This window comes from Paraburkholderia sp. BGA-UO-ETr-F21, from assembly GCF_059567925.1.
Window position 1 is genome coordinate 400,681 of the sequence record NZ_JCAQOY010000039.1, and the last position, 17,915, is coordinate 418,595.

General features: G+C 64.5%; 16 protein-coding genes. 8 read left to right on the forward strand and 8 right to left on the reverse strand.

Annotation, left to right across the window (positions count from 1 at the left end; all coding sequences use genetic code 11):
- The first annotated feature begins 119 nt into the window (after positions 1–119).
- A complete protein-coding gene (gene gudD / locus AC57B1_RS31250) occupies positions 120–1,469 on the forward strand; it encodes a glucarate dehydratase (protein WP_408341992.1) in 1,350 nt (449 codons plus the stop codon).
- 24 nt (positions 1,470–1,493) lie between these two features.
- On the opposite strand, the gene AC57B1_RS31255 is transcribed toward gudD, so the two are convergent.
- The 3 genes from AC57B1_RS31255 to AC57B1_RS31265 form a co-directional block, all read right to left on the reverse strand.
- Positions 1,494–3,002, reverse strand: a complete 1,509-nt coding sequence (locus AC57B1_RS31255; protein WP_408342723.1) for an MFS transporter — start codon at positions 3,000–3,002, stop codon at positions 1,494–1,496.
- A 294-nt stretch (positions 3,003–3,296) separates the two neighbouring features.
- Positions 3,297–3,752, reverse strand: coding sequence for a type II 3-dehydroquinate dehydratase (locus AC57B1_RS31260; protein ID WP_496419636.1), 456 nt, complete (start codon positions 3,750–3,752; stop codon positions 3,297–3,299).
- A 60-nt stretch (positions 3,753–3,812) separates the two neighbouring features.
- Complete coding sequence (locus tag AC57B1_RS31265) at positions 3,813–5,189, reverse strand: MFS transporter (protein ID WP_496419637.1); 1,377 nt, start codon at positions 5,187–5,189, stop codon at positions 3,813–3,815.
- 237 nt (positions 5,190–5,426) lie between these two features.
- On the opposite strand from AC57B1_RS31265, the gene AC57B1_RS31270 reads away from it, so the two are divergent.
- Positions 5,427–6,209 (forward strand): IclR family transcriptional regulator, encoded by a 783-nt coding sequence (locus tag AC57B1_RS31270; protein WP_091806405.1) that lies wholly within the window; start codon positions 5,427–5,429, stop codon positions 6,207–6,209.
- Positions 6,210–6,267: 58 nt separating this feature from the next.
- Here AC57B1_RS31270 and AC57B1_RS31275 read toward each other — a convergent pair whose 3' ends face one another.
- The 3 genes from AC57B1_RS31275 to AC57B1_RS31285 all read right to left on the reverse strand — a co-directional run bounded on the left by AC57B1_RS31275 (position 6,268) and on the right by AC57B1_RS31285 (position 9,288).
- Entirely contained in the window at positions 6,268–7,335 is a 1,068-nt protein-coding gene (locus AC57B1_RS31275; RefSeq protein ID WP_496419638.1) for an SDR family oxidoreductase, read from the reverse strand.
- A 126-nt stretch (positions 7,336–7,461) separates the two neighbouring features.
- Positions 7,462–8,325, reverse strand: coding sequence for an intradiol ring-cleavage dioxygenase (locus AC57B1_RS31280; protein WP_496419639.1), 864 nt, complete (start codon positions 8,323–8,325; stop codon positions 7,462–7,464).
- 84 nt (positions 8,326–8,409) lie between these two features.
- The gene (locus AC57B1_RS31285; RefSeq protein WP_496419640.1) at positions 8,410–9,288 is read right to left on the reverse strand and encodes an SDR family oxidoreductase; all 879 of its coding nucleotides are present in this window, start codon (positions 9,286–9,288) and stop codon (positions 8,410–8,412) included.
- A gap of 117 nt (positions 9,289–9,405) precedes the next feature.
- Here AC57B1_RS31285 and AC57B1_RS31290 point away from each other — a divergent pair, with 117 nt between their 5' ends.
- On the forward strand, positions 9,406–10,296 hold the full coding sequence (locus AC57B1_RS31290) for a LysR family transcriptional regulator (protein WP_496419641.1): 891 nt from the start codon (positions 9,406–9,408) through the stop codon (positions 10,294–10,296).
- 50 nt (positions 10,297–10,346) lie between these two features.
- On the opposite strand, the gene AC57B1_RS31295 is transcribed toward AC57B1_RS31290, so the two are convergent.
- Together AC57B1_RS31295 and AC57B1_RS31300 are read right to left on the reverse strand one after the other, a co-directional pair.
- Positions 10,347–10,979 carry a Vgb family protein gene (locus AC57B1_RS31295; protein WP_496419642.1) on the reverse strand — a complete coding sequence of 211 codons (633 nt, stop codon included), beginning with the start codon at positions 10,977–10,979 and terminating at the stop codon, positions 10,347–10,349.
- A 32-nt stretch (positions 10,980–11,011) separates the two neighbouring features.
- Positions 11,012–12,232 carry a helix-turn-helix domain-containing protein gene (locus AC57B1_RS31300; RefSeq protein ID WP_496419643.1) on the reverse strand — a complete coding sequence of 407 codons (1,221 nt, stop codon included), beginning with the start codon at positions 12,230–12,232 and terminating at the stop codon, positions 11,012–11,014.
- 118 nt (positions 12,233–12,350) lie between these two features.
- Between AC57B1_RS31300 and AC57B1_RS31305 the strand changes: the two genes are divergently transcribed.
- The 5 genes from AC57B1_RS31305 to AC57B1_RS31325 all read left to right on the forward strand — a co-directional run bounded on the left by AC57B1_RS31305 (position 12,351) and on the right by AC57B1_RS31325 (position 17,888).
- Positions 12,351–13,118 (forward strand): DUF899 domain-containing protein, encoded by a 768-nt coding sequence (locus AC57B1_RS31305; protein WP_496419644.1) that lies wholly within the window; start codon positions 12,351–12,353, stop codon positions 13,116–13,118.
- Between the two features lie 230 nt (positions 13,119–13,348).
- Positions 13,349–14,407 (forward strand): porin, encoded by a 1,059-nt coding sequence (locus AC57B1_RS31310; RefSeq protein ID WP_496419645.1) that lies wholly within the window; start codon positions 13,349–13,351, stop codon positions 14,405–14,407.
- A gap of 363 nt (positions 14,408–14,770) precedes the next feature.
- Complete coding sequence (cynS, locus tag AC57B1_RS31315; protein WP_496419646.1) at positions 14,771–15,214, forward strand: cyanase; 444 nt, start codon at positions 14,771–14,773, stop codon at positions 15,212–15,214.
- Between the two features lie 91 nt (positions 15,215–15,305).
- On the forward strand, positions 15,306–16,013 hold the full coding sequence (locus AC57B1_RS31320) for a dienelactone hydrolase family protein (protein ID WP_408184385.1): 708 nt from the start codon (positions 15,306–15,308) through the stop codon (positions 16,011–16,013).
- Between the two features lie 273 nt (positions 16,014–16,286).
- A complete protein-coding gene (locus tag AC57B1_RS31325; RefSeq protein ID WP_496419647.1) occupies positions 16,287–17,888 on the forward strand; it encodes an alpha/beta hydrolase family protein in 1,602 nt (533 codons plus the stop codon).
- The last annotated feature ends 27 nt before the right edge of the window (positions 17,889–17,915 follow it).

Below are 17,915 nucleotides of genomic sequence, written 5' to 3' on the forward strand. Positions count from 1 at the left end.
CAGCGTCGCCGATCATGCGTCACGTACTTTCCAGTTTCCGTCCGGTGCCCGTGCCAAGTGCGATCGCACTGGGCCTCGCCTTGCGGCACCCGGCTCATTAACTCATCTGGTCCAACCTCATGTCCACGAAACCTTCCCAATCGAACGCCACGCCTGTCGTCACCGAACTGCGCGTCGTGCCCGTCGCCGGCCGTGACAGTATGTTGCTCAATCTGAGCGGCGCGCATGGCCCGTTCTTCACGCGCAACATCGTCATTCTGCGCGATAGCGCCGGGCATACCGGCGTGGGCGAAGTACCGGGCGGCGAAAGTATTCGCAAGACCATCGACGACGCGCGCGCGCTCGTCGTCGGTCAGTCGATCGGCAATTTGCAGGCAGTCTTGAACAAGGTGCGCACGCAATTCGCCGACCGCGACGCCGGCGGCCGTGGTTTGCAGACGTTCGATCTGCGTACCACGATTCATGCGGTGACCGCGCTCGAAGCCGCGTTGCTCGACCTGCTCGGCCAGCATCTGGGCGTACCCGTTGCCGCGTTGCTAGGCGAAGGCCAGCAACGCGACGAAGTCGAAATGCTCGGCTATCTGTTCTATATCGGCGACCGCAAGAAGACCGACCTGGAATACGCGAGCGGCGCGGAGGGCCGCGACGACTGGGAGCGCGTGCGCACCGAAGAGGCGATGACGCCTGAGGCCGTCGTGCGTCTGGCCGAAGCCGCGCAGGCGCGCTACGGCTTCAACGACTTCAAGCTGAAGGGCGGCGTGTTGTCCGGCGACGCCGAAATCGAAGCTGTGACCGCGCTCGCCGAACGGTTTCCCAAGGCCCGCGTGACGCTCGACCCGAACGGCGCGTGGTCCTTGGCGGAAGCGGTGCGCCTGTGCCGTGACCAGCACGATGTGCTCGCCTATGCGGAAGATCCGTGCGGCGCGGAAAACGGTTATTCGGGCCGCGAGGTGATGGCCGAGTTCCGCCGCGCGACCGGCTTGCCGACGGCGACCAATATGATCGCCACCGACTGGCGCCAGATGGGCCACGCGATCCAGTTGCAATCCGTGGACATTCCGCTAGCCGATCCGCACTTCTGGACCATGCAGGGCTCGGTGCGCGTCGCGCAGATGTGCAACGACTGGGGTCTCACCTGGGGCTCGCACTCGAACAACCACTTCGACATTTCTCTCGCCATGTTCACGCATGTGGCGGCTGCCGCGCCCGGCAAGATCACGGCGATCGACACGCACTGGATCTGGCAGGACGGTCAGCGTTTGACGCGTGAGCCGCTGCAGATCGTCGGCGGCAAGGTCAGGGTGCCGCAGGCTGCGGGGCTCGGTGTCGAGCTGGACATGGACGAGATCGAGAAGGCGCACGCGCTGTATCAGCAGCACGGCCTGGGCGCCCGCGACGATGGCGTGGCGATGCAATACCTGATCCCGAACTGGACGTTCGATAACAAGCGCCCGTGTCTGGTGCGCTAACCAGCGGCAATATGGGCGGCGCCTTTAACTCTTGCGAAACACCACATGCGAGATGCGCTGCACCAGCAGCGCGGCCGCCAGCGCCGCCACCGCCGTCAGCCACACGCCGATATGAATCGACTGCACGAGCGCATCGCGTGCGGTGTCGATCAACGCGAGCGTATTGAGCCCTGACGGTTTCATATCCGCGATCAGCTTCAGACGCGAGGCTTCGTCGATCAGAATGCGCAGGTCGACGAAGCGAGGCCGCCATTGCGACGCGGCCGGTTCGCCGAGCACGCTCATCGTGCGCGTGACTACGTCGCGGTAATGATGTTGCACCACGGTTGCGACAATGCTGGTGCCGAGCATGCCGCCCACCATTCGGGTGGATTGCAGCAGCGCCGTCGTGATGCCGAAGCGCTCGCGCCCGGCAATCTCCTGGCCGAACACGTTCAGATTGTTGAGGATGAAGCCGAGGCCGATGCCGACCGCGGCCATCGGCAATTCGATCCACACATGCGGCGTGTCCGGATTCGCAAACGCCAGCGCAATCGAAGCGAACAACAGCAACGCGAAGCCGATCGACAGGATCTGCGTGGGCTTCTTCATGTGAATGACGATACGTGTATTCAGCAGACTGCCGAGCGCGATGCAGGCGGCGATCGGCGTGGCGAGCAGGCCGGCCTGCTGCGGCGACAATCCGAAGCCGCCTTGCAGCAACAGCGGCGCGAAAAAGATCAGCGAGAACATCACGAAGCCCGACAGCATGCCGAGCGTAAACAGCGTGACGAGTTGCGGGTCCTTGAACAGGTCGAGCGGAATGATCGGATGCGTGGCGCGCTTTTCGCATACGAGCAAGGCAATCGCGCCGACGATCACGCAGGCCGCCAGCGTGAGCGTGCCTGCGGTGAGGCCGTCTTTCGGCACGGCTTCGATGAAAGCCTGCAGACCGCCGAGCACGGCGGCGACCAGCGCCGCGCCGAGCCAGTCGATCTTCACTTCGCCTTCATGCGGACGCCGGAAGGCGGGCAGATGCGCCCAGATGAAATAGAGCGCCGCCGCGCCGACCGGCAAGTTGATCAGGAAGGTGGAGCGCCAGCCCCAGTGTTCGCTCATCCAGCCGCCGAGCGACGGTCCCGCCGCGGTGCCGATGCCGTAAGCGGCGGCCATCACCACTTGCCAGCGCACGCGCGCCCGTGGATCCGGAAAGAGATCGGGTATCGAAGCGAACGCCGTGCCGACCATCATCCCGCCCCCGACACCTTGCAAGCCGCGCGCGATCACGAGAAACAGCATGTCGTTCGCGACGCCGCAGAGCACCGACGCCACCGTGAACGTGATGACCGCGGCGATCACGAAACGCTTGCGGCCGAAGTAGTCGCCGAGCCGCCCGAACACCGGCACGGTCACGACCGAGGCCAGCAGGTAGGCGCTCGCGATCCACGCGTAGTACTCGAAGCCGTGCAACTCGGCGACGATGGAAGGCAGTGCGGTGCTGACGACGGTCTGGTCGAGTGCGACCAGCATGTTGACGAGGCCGATGCCGAGCATGGCGAACAGGGCGTTGCGGAACGGCAGGGCGGTGGCGGTCGGATTCACGGGCTTGAGAGAGAAAGCTTTGCAAGGTCGGCGCTGCGCGAATGGCGCAGGTCAGGGTCTTGACGAACCGTGTCCTCTAGTTGTCTGACCTCTTGACGGGATTATACGGGTTTTCCCTGGGCGAAACTAATCGTGGGCATTATGGGTGAAAAAAAGCCGCGCACAGTGGCGCGGCCTGATTGGTGAAATTCGGGGCGAAAACGAAAGGCGCGGCTGAGTTTCGCGCGCCCATCCGCGCCGGCTGCCTTAGCCGAAGCTCGGGTTCTTGCCGAGCGCCATCGCCATTGCTTGCAGCGCGACCAGATAGCCGTTTGCGCCGAGTCCGCAAATCACGCCGGTCGCCGCGCGCGAGATCAACGAGTGGCGATAGGTTTCATCGCGTTTGTGAATGTTGGTGATGTGCAGTTCGATTAACGGTTGCTCGATCAGCTTGACCGCGTCGAAGACCGGCACCGACGCGAACGAAAAGCCCGCCGGATTGATGATCACCGCGGCGTCGCGCTCGAACGCTTCCTGCAACCAGTCGACCATGGTGGCTTCGCTGTTGGTCTGGCGAAACTCGCATTTGAGTTCCAGCCGCGCCGCGAGCGTCTCCACCTGCTGCTGGATTTGCGCCAGCGTGGTCGTCCCATACAGGTGCGGCTCGCGCTTGCCGAGCATGTTGAGGTTCGAGCCGTTCAATACATATACGAGGTCAGTCATTGTTCTGTCGCCTGTTTGCAAAAATTCGATGTTCACCGTGACGCCTCGGCGCCGTGTGAATCACGTGCGGTGGCTGTTGCCCACGGCCGCCGGCGCAAAGTCCGCCGCGCCCGTCACGGCCGCCGTCGAGTCGGCGCGGTTCATGTCGATGCCGAGCGTTTCGCGTGCGGTCAGGATCATCACGAGCGAAATCACGTTGAAGACCACACAGACCGCGACGACGCCCCACGGCGAGCCATTGCACACGGAGAAGAGCCACACGGCCAGCACCGGCATCGGTCCGCCCGCCACCAGATTCGCGCCGGTATAGGCGAGCGCGGAGCCGGAATAACGCACATTGGTTGGAAACGCTTCGGCGAAGGCGACCGGCTGAATGCCGCTTTGAAACTGCGTGAAGCCGAGGAAGAAACCCATCGCCGCGAGCATCGGCACGAAGCTTCTGGTGTCCAGAATCTGGAAGTACACGAAGAGCATCAGCAGGGTCGCGGTGGAACCGATCGCGAGTGCCTTCTTGCGGCCGATTTTGTCGCTGAGCATGCCGCCGGCAAGCGCGCCGACGATCGCACAGACATTGGCACCCATCAGCAGAAGAAAGCCGGTTTGCTTCGGGATCGCGAGTGTCTTCGTGATGTAGCTGAGCGAGAACACCACGATCAGATAGAAGATCGCCGCAGGCCCGCAGAAGAACAGCATCCAGCGCAGAACGGTTCTCCAGTGCAAACGCAGCGCATCGCGCAACGGGCTGCCCACATGCACGACCTCCGTTTTACGCAGCGCAACGAAGGCAGGCGTCTCACTGACGCGCAAGCGGATATACACGCCGACCACCACGAGAACAAAACTCAACACGAATGGGATGCGCCAGCCATACGAATCGAATGCCTGCGCCGACATCGAGGACGAAAGGAGCAGCAGCACGCCGTTGGCCATGATCTGACTGAGCGGCGAGCACAGGCCCAGCAGCCCGGAATACTTGCCGCGCCGGTCGGGGCTGGCATGTTCGATCGCCATCAATTGCGCGCCGGTCGACTCGCCACCCAGCGCGAAGCCTTGCAGAATGCGCAGCAGCACCAGCAGAACCGGAGCCCATACGCCGATGCTCGCGTAGGTCGGCAGCAGACCCATCAGCATCGAGGCGAGACCCATCACCGTGACGGTGCCCAGCATGAGGTTGCGCCGCCCGAGCTTGTCGCCCAAATGGCCGCAGATGATCGCGCCGAGCGGCCGCGCGGCGAGCCCTACGCCGAAGGTCGCGAGCGAAGCGAGCAGGGCGGACGTCGAATCCATCGACGGGAAAAACAGTTTGGGCAAAACCGTGGCGGCCAATGCGCCGTAAAGCGTGAAATCGAACCACTCGAGCGCGGTGCCGACGGCCGCCGCCGTGACTGCTCGCGTGCGCATCGCGGCATGCGTGCCTTGCTGCGTTTCCTGAATCATGTTGTCTCCTTAACCGTCGCCGCACGGGATGCAGGTCGCGAGCGATGGTCGCCGCCTACCGTTTCCCGCTCTCTTGTCTGATCGATGAACTCGGGGCGTTTTCGTCGCGCTTTGCACGTCGCGCCGCCTTGGAAACAAGGTTAGCACCCCTGGGTGGGACACCGTTCCAGGGTGGAATTTCATCTCATAATGTGCAAGACTGCTGCGCGAGGCATCACGAAGAACACGGAGACTGATATGCCCGGCGTCACGGAGCGTACCCTCGCGGTACTCGAATTTCTCGCCACGCAAATGGAGGGAACGCCACTCGCGATGATCGCGGATGAACTCGATATTCCGCGCAGCGCATGTCATCGACTGCTCGTCGATCTGAAGCAATGCGGTTATGTGCGGCAGTTGCGCGAGCATGGAGACTACGTGCTCACCACCAAGCTCGTCGGCCTCGGGCTCGGCTTTCTCGCGACCTCCGGCATTGTCGACATCGCGCAGACCATGCTCGACAGGCTCGCGGAGACATCCGGCGAACTGGTGAGGCTGGCGATCGTGGACGGCGACCGGCTGACGTGGGTCGCGAAGGCGCAGGGCGCGCTGAAGGGCTTGCGCTACGACCCGGACATGGGCATGGACACGATTCTCTCCTGCAGCGCCACCGGCCACGCATGGATGATGACCATGACCGACGAGCGCGCGCTCGAACTCGTCTCGCGGCAGGGGTTCGGACAGCCGAAGCAATACGGTCCCAACGCGCCGACCACGATCAACGGACTGCTGAAGTTCGTGCACGCCGCGCGTGAACGAGGTTACGCGACGATCAACGAAGTCTTTGCGCCTGGCATGACAGCAATGGCCGCGCCCGTGCAGCGGCGCGGCTATCCGGCAATGGGGGTGATCAGTATTGCGGGACCGCTCGTGAGGCTCGACGAAAAACGCATGGCGAGCCTCGGCCCGACGTTGCTTGCGGCGGCCTCGGAACTCGCCGCCGCGAGCCACGCGTCGCCCCTGTTCGATCGAAGGCGCTAGACCGCCCGCGCGTGTTACTGCGGTGTTACTGCCGTGTCACTGCCGTGTCACTGCCGTGTCACTGCGGAATGATCCGCTCAGCCTTCAAGCGGTCGAACAGCGCGAAGAAGGAATCGGGCGTGCTCTGATAATCGACGAAGCCGGCCTTGCGGCTCTTGGTCATATCCGTGAGCACTTCCATCGGACGGCCGAGGTCCGCGTCGGTGTGCCACCACGAGGCGAGTTTGCCGATGTCGGCTTCTTTCAGGCCAAAGCGCGTGGTGATCTCGGACCATGCCTGGCCTGCGTCCTGCATGCGGCCTTCGAGCGGACGCGTCTCGCCATCGAACGGTACGGCTTCGATGCCGAAGTAACCGGCGATTTGCGACCACATCCATTTCCAGCGGAACACGTCGCCATTGACCACGTTGAAGTCTTCGTTGCGCGCGTTCGCGGACGTGGCGGCCCATTCGAGGTGGCGCGCGAGCAGCCGCGCGTCGGTCATGTCGGTGAGACTGTTCCATTGCGCCGCCGAGCCGGGGAAGATGAACGGCTGGCCGGTCTGCTTGCACAGCGTCGCGTAGACGGCGAGCGTCACGCCCATGTTCATTGCATTGCCGAGCGCAAAGCCGATGATCGTATGCGGACGATGCACGCTCCAACTGAAACCGTAGCGTTGCGCGGCGTCGAATAAACGGTCTTCCTGCTCGTAGTAGAAGTTATCCACGGGCTGGCGGCCTTGTTCCTCGCGAAACGGCGTGATCGGCACGGCGCCGGTCGCATAGGCTTCGAACGGGCCGAGGTAATGCTTCAGTCCTGTCACGAGTGCGGCGTGTTCGAGCGTGCCTGCCGGACCCACCGCGTCCATCACGTGACGCACCATGGCGCCGTTCACGCGAATGTTGTCTTTCTCCGTGGCCTGGCGCGACCACGCGGTCAGGAACACATGACTGAACTGCTTGCCGGCGAGCGCCTCGCTAACGGACTCGGCCGATTGCAGATCGGCCGTAATCGATTCGATGGCCGGCGACACCGGCGTGCGGCCGCGCGAGAGTCCGGCGACGTGCCAGCCGCCCGAAAGCAGCCGGTCCGCGAGATTGCCGCCGACAATGCCGCTCGCGCCAATGATGAGTGCTCGTTTTTCCATGAGAGTCGTGCTCGATAATTGAATGCCTGTTGACGCGGAGCGGTTCTGCGACCGATGTGCCCCGCGAGCTGAACGCGCCTGCATGTCCCATGCAAGAAAATTGCTGTACCACGAAAGTGACCCGCGTCAAACGGATCGGTTCAACACGAAATCGAATTCAAGCGTGCTGAACGGCGTGTCCATACGCGTCCCGTCCGGCGCCGTGCCTGCGTCGTGGCGATTCCACTGCGCGACCAGCGACGAGCGCACGCCGAACACCGCATCCGAATCGAGATATTGATCGCCTTCGCGAAACACGTGGGTCACGAGGCGCTCGTAGCCAGGCGCCGTGATCATGAAATGCAGATGCGCCGGGCGCCACGGATGCCGCCCCAGCGCTTCGAGCATGCGCCCGACCGGTCCGTCGTGAGGAATCGGATAAGGCTCGGCGACGATGGAGCGAAAGTGATAGCGCCCGTCCGCGAGACTATGGAGCACGCCTCTCGCCCGATGCGTGTCGTCGCCGCCGTGCTGGACGTCGTAGAAGCCGTCCGCGTCGGCCTGCCAGACGTCGATGCGAGCGTTGGCCACCGCTTCGCCGTCCGCGCCCCTGATGGTCCCCGCGACGAAGCAGGGCTTACCGTGCGCGCCGTTGGACACGTCGTCGCCATTTCGATAGACGGGCGCGTCTTCGACGAAAAACGGCCCGAATACCGTTGCTTCCGTGCAGCCCGGCGGCTTGCGGTTCGCCATGGCCGTGACGAGCATCGACAAACCCAGCGTGTCGGAGAGCAGGATGAATTCCTGGCGCTTGTCGTCGGTGATATGGCCCACGTCGGTCAGGAAACGAATGCCCTGTTCCCATTCGCTCTCTGTCAGGTTCACTTCGCGCGCGAAGGCATGCAGATGCCGCACGAGGCTCGTGACGATGGTCTTCAGACGCTCATCATCCGCGTGGGCGTGGCGTGCCAGAACCGCTTCCGTGATCGTGTTCTCGTCGAGATTGCGCATGACCGTGGCGTCTCCTTCCTGTCGGTCATGCGATTATCGGCTCGTTTGCAGACGCGCGTAGGCAAGCGACGTGCGCGCTAGCGCTTACCCCTTCGCCCAGGCCGCCGCCGTCTCCACCGCGAAGTCCCGATACGATCGCGGTCGGCGGCCCAGCAGCGCCGCGAAATGATCGATTTCCGCTTTCGATGCGACCGCGCCGTCCTGTTGATAGCGGTTCATCATCAGGCGCATGTCGAACGCGAGCCAGCCCGGCGCAACCGCCTTCATACGTTGTTCCAGCAGGTCGAGGTTGTCGCCGCCATAGCGCACCGCGCGCCCGAGCACGTCGGCCCAGATCGACGCCACGCTTTCCGAGGTGATCGCCTCAGGGCCGACCAGCTCATACGTTTCGCGCGGCAAACGGTCCGCGGCACGCTCGCGGCGCAGCAGTTCGCGCGCCGCGGCCTCGCCGATATCGCGCACATCGACCATCGAAATACCTTTGGCACCGATCGGCATGCCGTACACGCCGTGCGTCAGTAAAGGCTCTTTCTGGCGCACGTCGTTCTGGATGAAATACGCGGGACGCAATACGGTGGCCGGCAGATCGCAGTGTTCGATCATCCGCTCGACTGTGTGCTTGCCGGTGAAATGCGGCACGTCGACATAGTCGGCGCCTTTGAACACCGACAGATACACCACGCCTTTCACGCCGGCCTCGCGCGCCACGCTCAGTGCTTGCAGCGCTTGCGTGAGTTCGTCGGCGGCGTTGGGCGCGAGCAGGAACAGTGTGCTGACGCCGCTCATCGCGCGCCGCAATCCGTCCACGTCGGACAGGTCACCCTGAACCGCCGTGACACCCTCCGGAAACTGCGCTTTCTCCGGCGTGCGGGTCAGCGCGCGGATCTGCGCGCCGCTGCCGGCCAGATGGTCGAGAACCTGAGTGCCAACTACGCCGGTGCTGCCAGTTACGAGGATTGCCATGATCTTTCTCCTAAGGTTGGATGGACTGTGAGTCAGCCCGTAGACACACAATAGGTGTTCCATTTCAGTGGCGATAGTGCAAAAATTCAGACACCTCGTCTCATATTTGGAACGATCATGGATTTGACGTCGCTTGCCGATTTCAATGCTGTTGCGCTGCATGGCGGATTCGGGCCAGCCAGCCGGGCGCTCGACCGCCCCAAGGCCACGCTGTCGCGGCGCGTGGCCGAACTCGAGGAAGCGCTCGGCGTGCGGCTGATCGAGCGGGGCTCGCGCAGGTTGCGGCTGACGGAAGAAGGTCTCGTGCTGCACGAGCGCACGCGCGGGCCGATGGCGGAGATCCAGGAGGCGGGCGAAGCGGTGGCGTCGCGCGCGCCGGTGCCGCGCGGGCGCTTGCGGATCAGCGCGCCGATCGTGTTCTCGCATGTGGTGCTAGGCCGGATCGCGGCGCGTTTCGCGTTGGCTTATCCGCAGGTCGAACTCGAAGTCATAGCGGAAGACCGGATCGTCGATCCGGTGGAGGACGGCTACGACCTCGTGATCCGCGTCAATCCACCGCATGACGAGCAACTCGTGGGGCGACGTATTTACGGCGACGACCGGCTCCTGGTCGCCGCCCCCACTCTGTCGATGCCTGCCCACGCCGCCGGCGATGCGGCCGCCTTGCCGGTGCCCGCAATCGTGCTGGCTGCGGCGTCGCCGGGCGCGATCTGGACGGTCCGCACCGAAACCGGCTTGCGGACGCTCGCGCCGATGCCGGTGCTGCGCCTCTCGTCGCTGCTGATGGTGCGTGACGCGGCGGTGGACGGCGTGGGCGCGGCGCTTTTGCCCAAGCTGCTGGTCGAGCAGGATGTGGCGGCGGGACGGCTCGTCTGCTGGGGCGTGGCGGACGGGCCGCAGGTTGAAATCTGGGCGCTTTACAACTCGCGGCGTCTGTTGAGCGCCAAGGTGCGCGCGTTCATGAACCTGTTGCAGGACTTGCCGGGACGCGAGCCGAATCCGCGCTGATCCATAGGGCGATCATGGCTCGCGAGTGGAATCGGCACGCATCCGCCGGCTCATTTGGGCCGTCGCACGGCGCGCACCTTGCCGCTGCTTCCACCGCCGCAAAAGAAGCGGTCGCCGCCGTCGGATTCGAGTCCCGACACGCTGACGCCTGACGGCATCTCGAGCCGCTCCTGAACTTCGCCGCTGCGCGGATCGATGCGCCGCAATTCGCTTTCATCGCCTTCCCACGTGCCGTGCCAGAGTTCGCCGTCCACCCATGTAACGCCGGTCACGAAGCGGTTGGATTCGATGGTGCGCAAAACCGCGCCCGTCTGCGGATCGACCTGATGGATTTTGCGCTCCCGATACTGCCCGACCCACAGCGACCCTTCGGCCCATGCGAGCCCCGAGTCGCCTCCGCCGCCTGGCGCGGGGATTGTGGCGAGCACGCGGCCGGTTTCGGGATCGATCTTCTGGATGCGGTCTTCGGCGATCTGGAACAGATGCTTGCCGTCGAAGGCGGTGCCCGCGTGCGCGGCGACATCGATCGAACGGAGCGTCTTGCCGCTTTCCGGGTCGAACGCGTTCAACGTGCCGCCCGCTGCGAACCAGACATGCTGGCCGTCGTACGTGACGCCATGCACTTTTTCGACGCCCGGAAAGGGACCGTACTCATTGATGATTTCGGCGGCTGATCGTTTCATGGCTGTTCCCTCGTGGTTTTCGTGTTGCCATCCTAATCAATCGGCAACGGCGCAGGGAGTAACAAGGTCGTCGTGAATCCAGGCATGGGCGGGGTCATCCAGCGGCGCGCGCGGCCTTTGCCGACAGATTGCACCTTGCCTTGCACCGCGAGCGTATCGAGGCTCCGCTGCACGGTGCGCTGACTCGCGCCGAGCGCGAGCGCGAGGGCCGAACTCGACCACGACTCGCCGTCGGCGAGCAAGGCGAGCACGGGCGCGTGTTTATCCTCTACAGGCCGCGCCAGCACCACGACCTCTTGCGCGTGTCGTGGCATCAGCATGAAGCCGCGCCGCGTCGCGCTCACGCCGGCCACCGCGCGGAGCACCGAACGAACCCGACCGAGTTCGACCCGCAGACGCGCGCGGTGCGATTCGTCGGCAATCTTGGCCCGGAAGGCTCGCGCGACGAGTACGTCTCTCGGCACATCCTCCGGCCACGCTTCGGCGAGTGCGCGGGCGAGCACGAACAACACCGGACGGCCGGCGAGCGAGATCACCGCGCCTGTCTCGCGTATGACGTGACGGCACGCGTCCACGATCAAAGCTTTCGATGCAAGTAACGCTTCTACCTCGTCGAGCAGCAGCGGGCGTTCTTCGCCACGCGCAATGAGTCGCGCCGCGGGCGTGTTCAGAACGAGTGCGGCGTTGTCGACCTCCGCGATCAGTGCGGGGATACCCGCAAGACCCGCGGCACGCCTCGCGCGCTCTAGCGCGGCGCGTGCCGCGCGGGTCTGCAGGCGGCGCAGCGCGACACCGGCCACGACCAGTTCATGCGCGGCTCTCAAGGCCGGCGGGAATGGCGTGGGGTCAAGACCGGCAAGCGCGCGTTCGGCCTCGTCGAGGCGAGCTACCAACAGCAGGCGGCGGACTTCGAGATAGCGCGCATGCGCGGCGTTGAGCCGGTCGCCGTGCGCTTCGAGCGTGACGCGTGCCGCTTCCAGCGTTTTCGTGGGCCAGTTCAGATCGCGCGAGACGAGCGCGATCTCGGCTTCGGCGACGACACATCGTGCGCGGGCCACCGGCTCCCTTGCGCCAAACGCGCGCGCCGCGCTACGCACGAGCGCCTTTGCGCGAACCAGATCGCCGAGTTGCGCCATGGCGATGCCGCGCAGCGCGAGCGCGGGCGCGTCGTCGCGCAACGCCACGCGATTGAGCGCGCCGAGCGGATCGCCCGCTGCGAGCGCACGCGCTGCTGCCGTCATTAGCGAGTCCATGGTCTACGCGAATCCCGTCACACTTGTCACTCCCTTGGTCTGAAGCACGCGGCTAATCTAGCACGACACCCCGCAGCATTTCGCGCGGGACTTCGTACAGCGAACCAAGGAGAGAGGCATGGCGACGACACACACCACCGGTACACGGGAAGCATGGCTAGCAGCGCGGCTCGAATTGCTCGAAGCCGAAAAAGCGCTCACGCGGCAGAGCGACGAACTGGCCCGGCAGCGCCAGGCGCTGCCCTGGGTCCGCATCGACAAGGCATACCGGTTCGAGACCGATGAAGGAAGCGTCTCGCTGGCCGGGCTCTTTGCAGGACGCTCGCAGTTGCTCGTCTATCACTTCATGTTCGGTCCCGACTACACGGCGGGATGCCCGTCGTGTTCGGCGGTCGCGGACGGCTTCGCCGGGTCCGTCGTCCACCTCGCGAATCACGATGTCACGCTGACGGCGGTATCGCGGGCGCCGCTCGCAAAGCTGCAGGCATACAAGCGGCGCATGGGATGGACGTTTCCGTGGGCGTCCTCGGCCGGCAGCGACTTCAACTTCGACGTGAATGTCTCGTTCACCGAGCAGCAACAACGCGAAGGCAGCGTCGACTATAACTTCCAGCGCGGCGGCCATGCCATGGACGTGGTGCCGGCCCCGGCGCCCGTCGTCGAGTTCGCGGCCGCCTGCGGAACCGATGCGCCGACCTATTCGCTCGACAGGCCCGGCATGAGCGCGTTCGTGCTCGAAGACGGTGTCGTGTACCACACGTATTCCGCATACGGGCGCGGTGTGGATGCGCTATGGGGCATGTACCAGTGGCTCGACCGTGCACCCAAGGGACGCAATGAAACGGGTGTCTGGTGGCGCCGCCATGACGAGTACGGGAAGCACTGAGGCAGGGGGATCAGCAACGTGCGCGCAACGCGGAGAACGGCTCGGACCATCGAGCCGAAAATTGCAAACTGGCTCAGGTCTGTTATGTTCGCAACTGGTCCGGCGAGCGGCCTGTCTGAACATGCCAGGTTATCGTTTCGCGAGCGCACGTTGGACATCCCTACGGAGGACTTCATCTGGTCGGCGCCGCGAGATATTCACTGAATGAGCCACCACGAAAGTGGGCGCCTTTGGCACAGCTTGCCACCTGGCGCCGCCGCTTAAGTTGGCGTGCAGGCGTCGGCGGTTTGGCGCTGCTATTTTGCGCGCAGAGCCTGGCCGCGCCGGGCGCGAGCGCGGGCTCCGTCACGCTGTATGGCGTGCTCGACACCAGCCTCGAAATAACCGATCCCGGGTCCGGGTGGACGCCGCGTCTGGACTCGGGCGCCTATCGCGGCTCGCGGGTCGGCTTGCGCGGCAGCGAGCCGCTCGGCGCGGGCACCGATCTGGTCTTCACGCTGGAAAACGGCTTCAGCTCGGTCGACGGCTCGCTTCAGAGTCCCGGTCTTCTGTTCAACCGCCAGGCGTGGATCGGCACGCGTAGCGGCTGGGGCGAGATGCGGTTCGGCCGGCAATACTCGCCGATCTATATCCCGTTCAAGGGCGATCTCGACGCGTTCGGCGCCGGCACGATTGCGTCCGGACTCAACAACCTGTCGAAGATCACGCCCTACGCGAGCAACGCGATCACATATCTGTCACCGCTCGTCGGCGGATTCAGCGGCACTGTCATGATGGCCACGCGTGACCCGGCGGAAAACGACGGCAACGGCATCGACGGCTACTACGTCACCGCCGCCTATCAGCTCGACGAATTCAGGCTGCTCTACGCGCGTCAGCAGACACACGGCGCGGGCGCACTGCGCGCGAATCTCGGCGGTGCGACCTACGCGGTCGACAAAGTGCGGGTGTGGCTCGCCTTCTTCAATGGCGATGGCGGCACGCCGCTCTATCACGGCGCGGGTGGGGCACTCTCGGCGCAATACAGCTTTTCTTCGAATGCGCGCGCCTCGGTGGGCTACGCCCATGTGCGCGACTTCACCGGTGCGGGCGCGAGCGCTGATCAGTTCAGCCTGGCGTTCGAATATAACTTTTCTTCCGCCTTACTGTTCTATTTCAGTGCGGCGTATCTGTCGAATCACGACGGCGCCAGCTTCACCCTGCGCGGCGTCAACGTGACCGGGCTGCCGGTCGCCTATCCGGGCGCGCCGGTCGCGGGTGTGCAGTTCGGCGTCCTCGAGCGATTCTAGCGGGCAAGCCGCCCGTGGCAGCCCGCTGCCGCGGTTCGAACCGCGCGCCTCGGGCCGATCGCCGGTGTGATCGGCCGTCGCCCGACCGTCCCCGTTGCCGCGCAGTCCGTCGAACAGGCAGCAGACCATTTCGGCTGATTCGCGCTGTTCGCCGGGATGGACGTTCCGACCTCGTGCCGGCAGACGCGGGCCCTGCTGAACCGGGAGCCGACTCAGCCGGGCCCGATTGCCGACCTCGACCGGCCGTGCTGTTTCCCGACCTGACGCGCGGCATGTCGCGGCGAGCGCGCTTATTTCGTCTTGAGTACTATCGCTCAACGTCTCTCATGCGCGTATCGCCCGATCTTCACGGAGGACTCCATCATGGATCGCAACGACGTCACGAAGAAAATCATCGCCGCGAAAGTCAACAGCAAGCTAACGTGGGGAGAGATCGCCGCGAAGATTGGCCGAAGCAAGGAGTGGACGACCGCGACCATGCTCGGCCAGATGACGCTCGATGCGAAACAGGCCGCCGTCGCTCGCGAACTGTTCGACCTGACCGACGAGGAGACCGCCTGGCTGCAAATCGTCCCGTACAAGGGCTCGCTGCCGACGGCGGTTCCGGCCGATCCGCTGATCTATCGCTGGTATGAGATCGTCAGCGTGTACGGCACGACGATCAAGGAGCTGATCCACGAGGAATTCGGCGACGGCATTATGAGCGCGATCGACTTTTCGATGGATATCCAGCGGGAACCGAACCCGAACGGCGACCGGGTCAAGGTGGTGCTCAGCGGCAAATTCCTTCCCTACAAATCCTACTGATCGCTGCGGCCAGGCCGACCTGGCGCCGAGTCTGCAGAACCGCCCGCACTGGAGCTATGCTAGCGGCTTCGTCTACTTCGAGGAGCAACTGATGGCACAGACAGCGGGTTCGATGATCACGTTCAGCCGTCCCGACGGCAAGCAGATCCAGGGTTATCTGGCCAAGCCGGAAAAGCTGGAGGGCGCGCCCGGCATCGTCGTGATTCAGGAGTGGTGGGGCGTGAACGACCAGATTCGCGGCGTGGCGGACCGGCTCGCGCAGGCCGGTTACGTGGCGCTGGTGCCCGATCTTTTTCGCGGCAAAACCACGGTGGAAGAGGCGGAGGCCCACCACTTGCTCGACGGGCTCGATTTCGGCGACGCGGCCACGCAAGACGTGCGCGGCGCGGCTCAGTATCTGAAGCAGCATGCGGCGAAAGTCGGCGTGACGGGCTTTTGCATGGGCGGCGCGCTGACCTTGCTGGCGCTGTGCAATGTTCCCGAAGTGTCGGCCGGGGTGGTCTGGTATGGCTTCCCTCCGTTGGAGTACGTCGACGCATCGAAAATCACGGTGCCGGTGATCGGTCATTGGGCCACGCAAGACGAGTTCTTCACGGCAGAAACGGTCGATGCGCTGGAAGCCAAACTGAAGGGCGCGAATGTCGACGTGGAGTTTTACCGCTATCTCGCGCACCACGGCTTTGCCAACGAACAAGCCGTCGGCCCGGGCCGCATCGCGCGGACGCAGTTCGATCCGGTCTGGTCGCAATTGGCGTGGGATCGTACGCTGACGTTTTTCGGCCGCACCTTGTGGAAGTAAGCGGCGAGATCGGCAACCGACCCGGCCTCGCCGGGTTCAGTGCTTAAGCTCACCGCTGGCGATCACTTCGCGAGCTTGCGCGAAGCCGTCGGTCACGGCCGGGCGCAGTGGTCCATCGTGCCTCTGAAGTGGCTGTTGAACACGAGCGGCACGCCTCCCATCTTGCCGAAGCGGGCGGCCTGACCTTGGCGGCGTGCCGCTCCGTTTACCTATACTCATCTCACTCTGGACAGCCGCCCACTCGACGTGACACCAACAAGCCGGGGTTTCCACATGTCTGTAGCGATGCGAAACGCGGCCCTCGGACTGCTGGCCTGGTTCATGTTGGGCACGAGTGTCACGGCGCATGCCGACTCCAGTTGCAACGAAGCATGCACTGCGCGCGGCGAGCTTCTCGACCATCACGTCACGTTGACGCTGACCGCTCAGGAGTTGTCGACATTGCTGGCTTCGAGTGCGGGTGGCCGGCACCTCGCGCGGATTGCCGGCGAGCCCGCATGTGGCATCGAGATCGTGAACTTTCGCTACCGCACCATTGGCGGCGCGGGCGAACCCACTCATGCGAGCGGCGCGTTGATGATCCCTTCGGGACGTGCGGCGGCATGCAGCGGAGCGCTTCCACTGATGCTCTACGCGCACGGCACCACCGCGTACCGCAACTACAACCTCGCCGATCTCACGCAAACAGATCCGGGCAATGGCGACGGCGCAGGGGAAGGCATTAGCGTGGCGGCCATGTATGCGGCGCACGGCTATCTCGTCGTGGCGAGCAACTACGCGGGCTACGCCGGCTCCGATCTCCCGTACCACCCCTATCTGAACGCCGATCAGCAATCCGCCGATATGATCGATTCGCTGCGGGCGGCGCGGCTCGCGCTAGCCGACGTGAAGCCCGACCGAAGCGCACGCGAGAACGGCAAGCTATTCGTCACCGGCTATTCGCAAGGCGGCTTCGTTGCATTGGCGACGCATCGCGCGTTGCAGGCGGCCGGCATCAACGTGACCGCATCCGCGCCGGGCTCCGGTCCATATGCACTCGCTGCTATCGCCGACGCGTTGATCGAAGGCGCGGTCAACCTGGGCTCGACGCTCTTCGCGACGTTGATCGTGACCGGTTACCAGCGCGCTTACGAGAATATCTACCGCCGCCCCGGCGACTTTTACGACGCCGCCTACGCGTCCGGTATCGAGACGTTGCTGCCGAACGCACAGCCGCTCAATCAGCTGATCGCCGCGGGCAAGCTGCCGTCGACGCAACTCTTCAGCAGCGTGCCGCCCGCGCCGCAGTTTGCCTCGATCACGCCGCCCGCCGTGCCGCCATTGACGCCGCCTGTACTGATGCCGCCTGTACTGATGCCGCTATTCGCGGCGGGCTTCGGCAAGGCCAACCTCGTGCGCAACGCTTATCGCCTGACGCTGCTCGAAGATGCGGCCGCCAATCCCGACGGCGCATTTCCCAACGCGACCGCGGCGATGGAGCCGGCAACGGCTCCGCGGCATCCGTTGCGTCAGGCGTTCAAGCGCAACGACTTACGCAACTGGTTGCCACGCGCCCCCGTTCTTTTGTGCGGCGGCCAGTCGGATCCCACTGTGTTCTTTTTCAACGCGCGTATCGAGCAGGCATACTGGCAGAACGCCAAGGTGCCTGCGGGACTCACGTCCGTGCTGGATGTGGATTCCGCTGTCGCCGGGCCCGGCGATCCGTATGCGCCGATCAAACAGGGTTTCGCGAGCGCGAAGGCGGAGGTCGCGAGTCAGGCTGTCGCCGGCGGTGCGACCGACGGCGGAGCAGCAGCGGTATTGCGCGCCTATCACGGCAGACTGGTGGCGTCGTCTTGCATGGCGGCGGCGCGGGCTTTCTTCGCCCGCTTCTGAGGGCGACGAGTGAGGCGGCGATGCGCC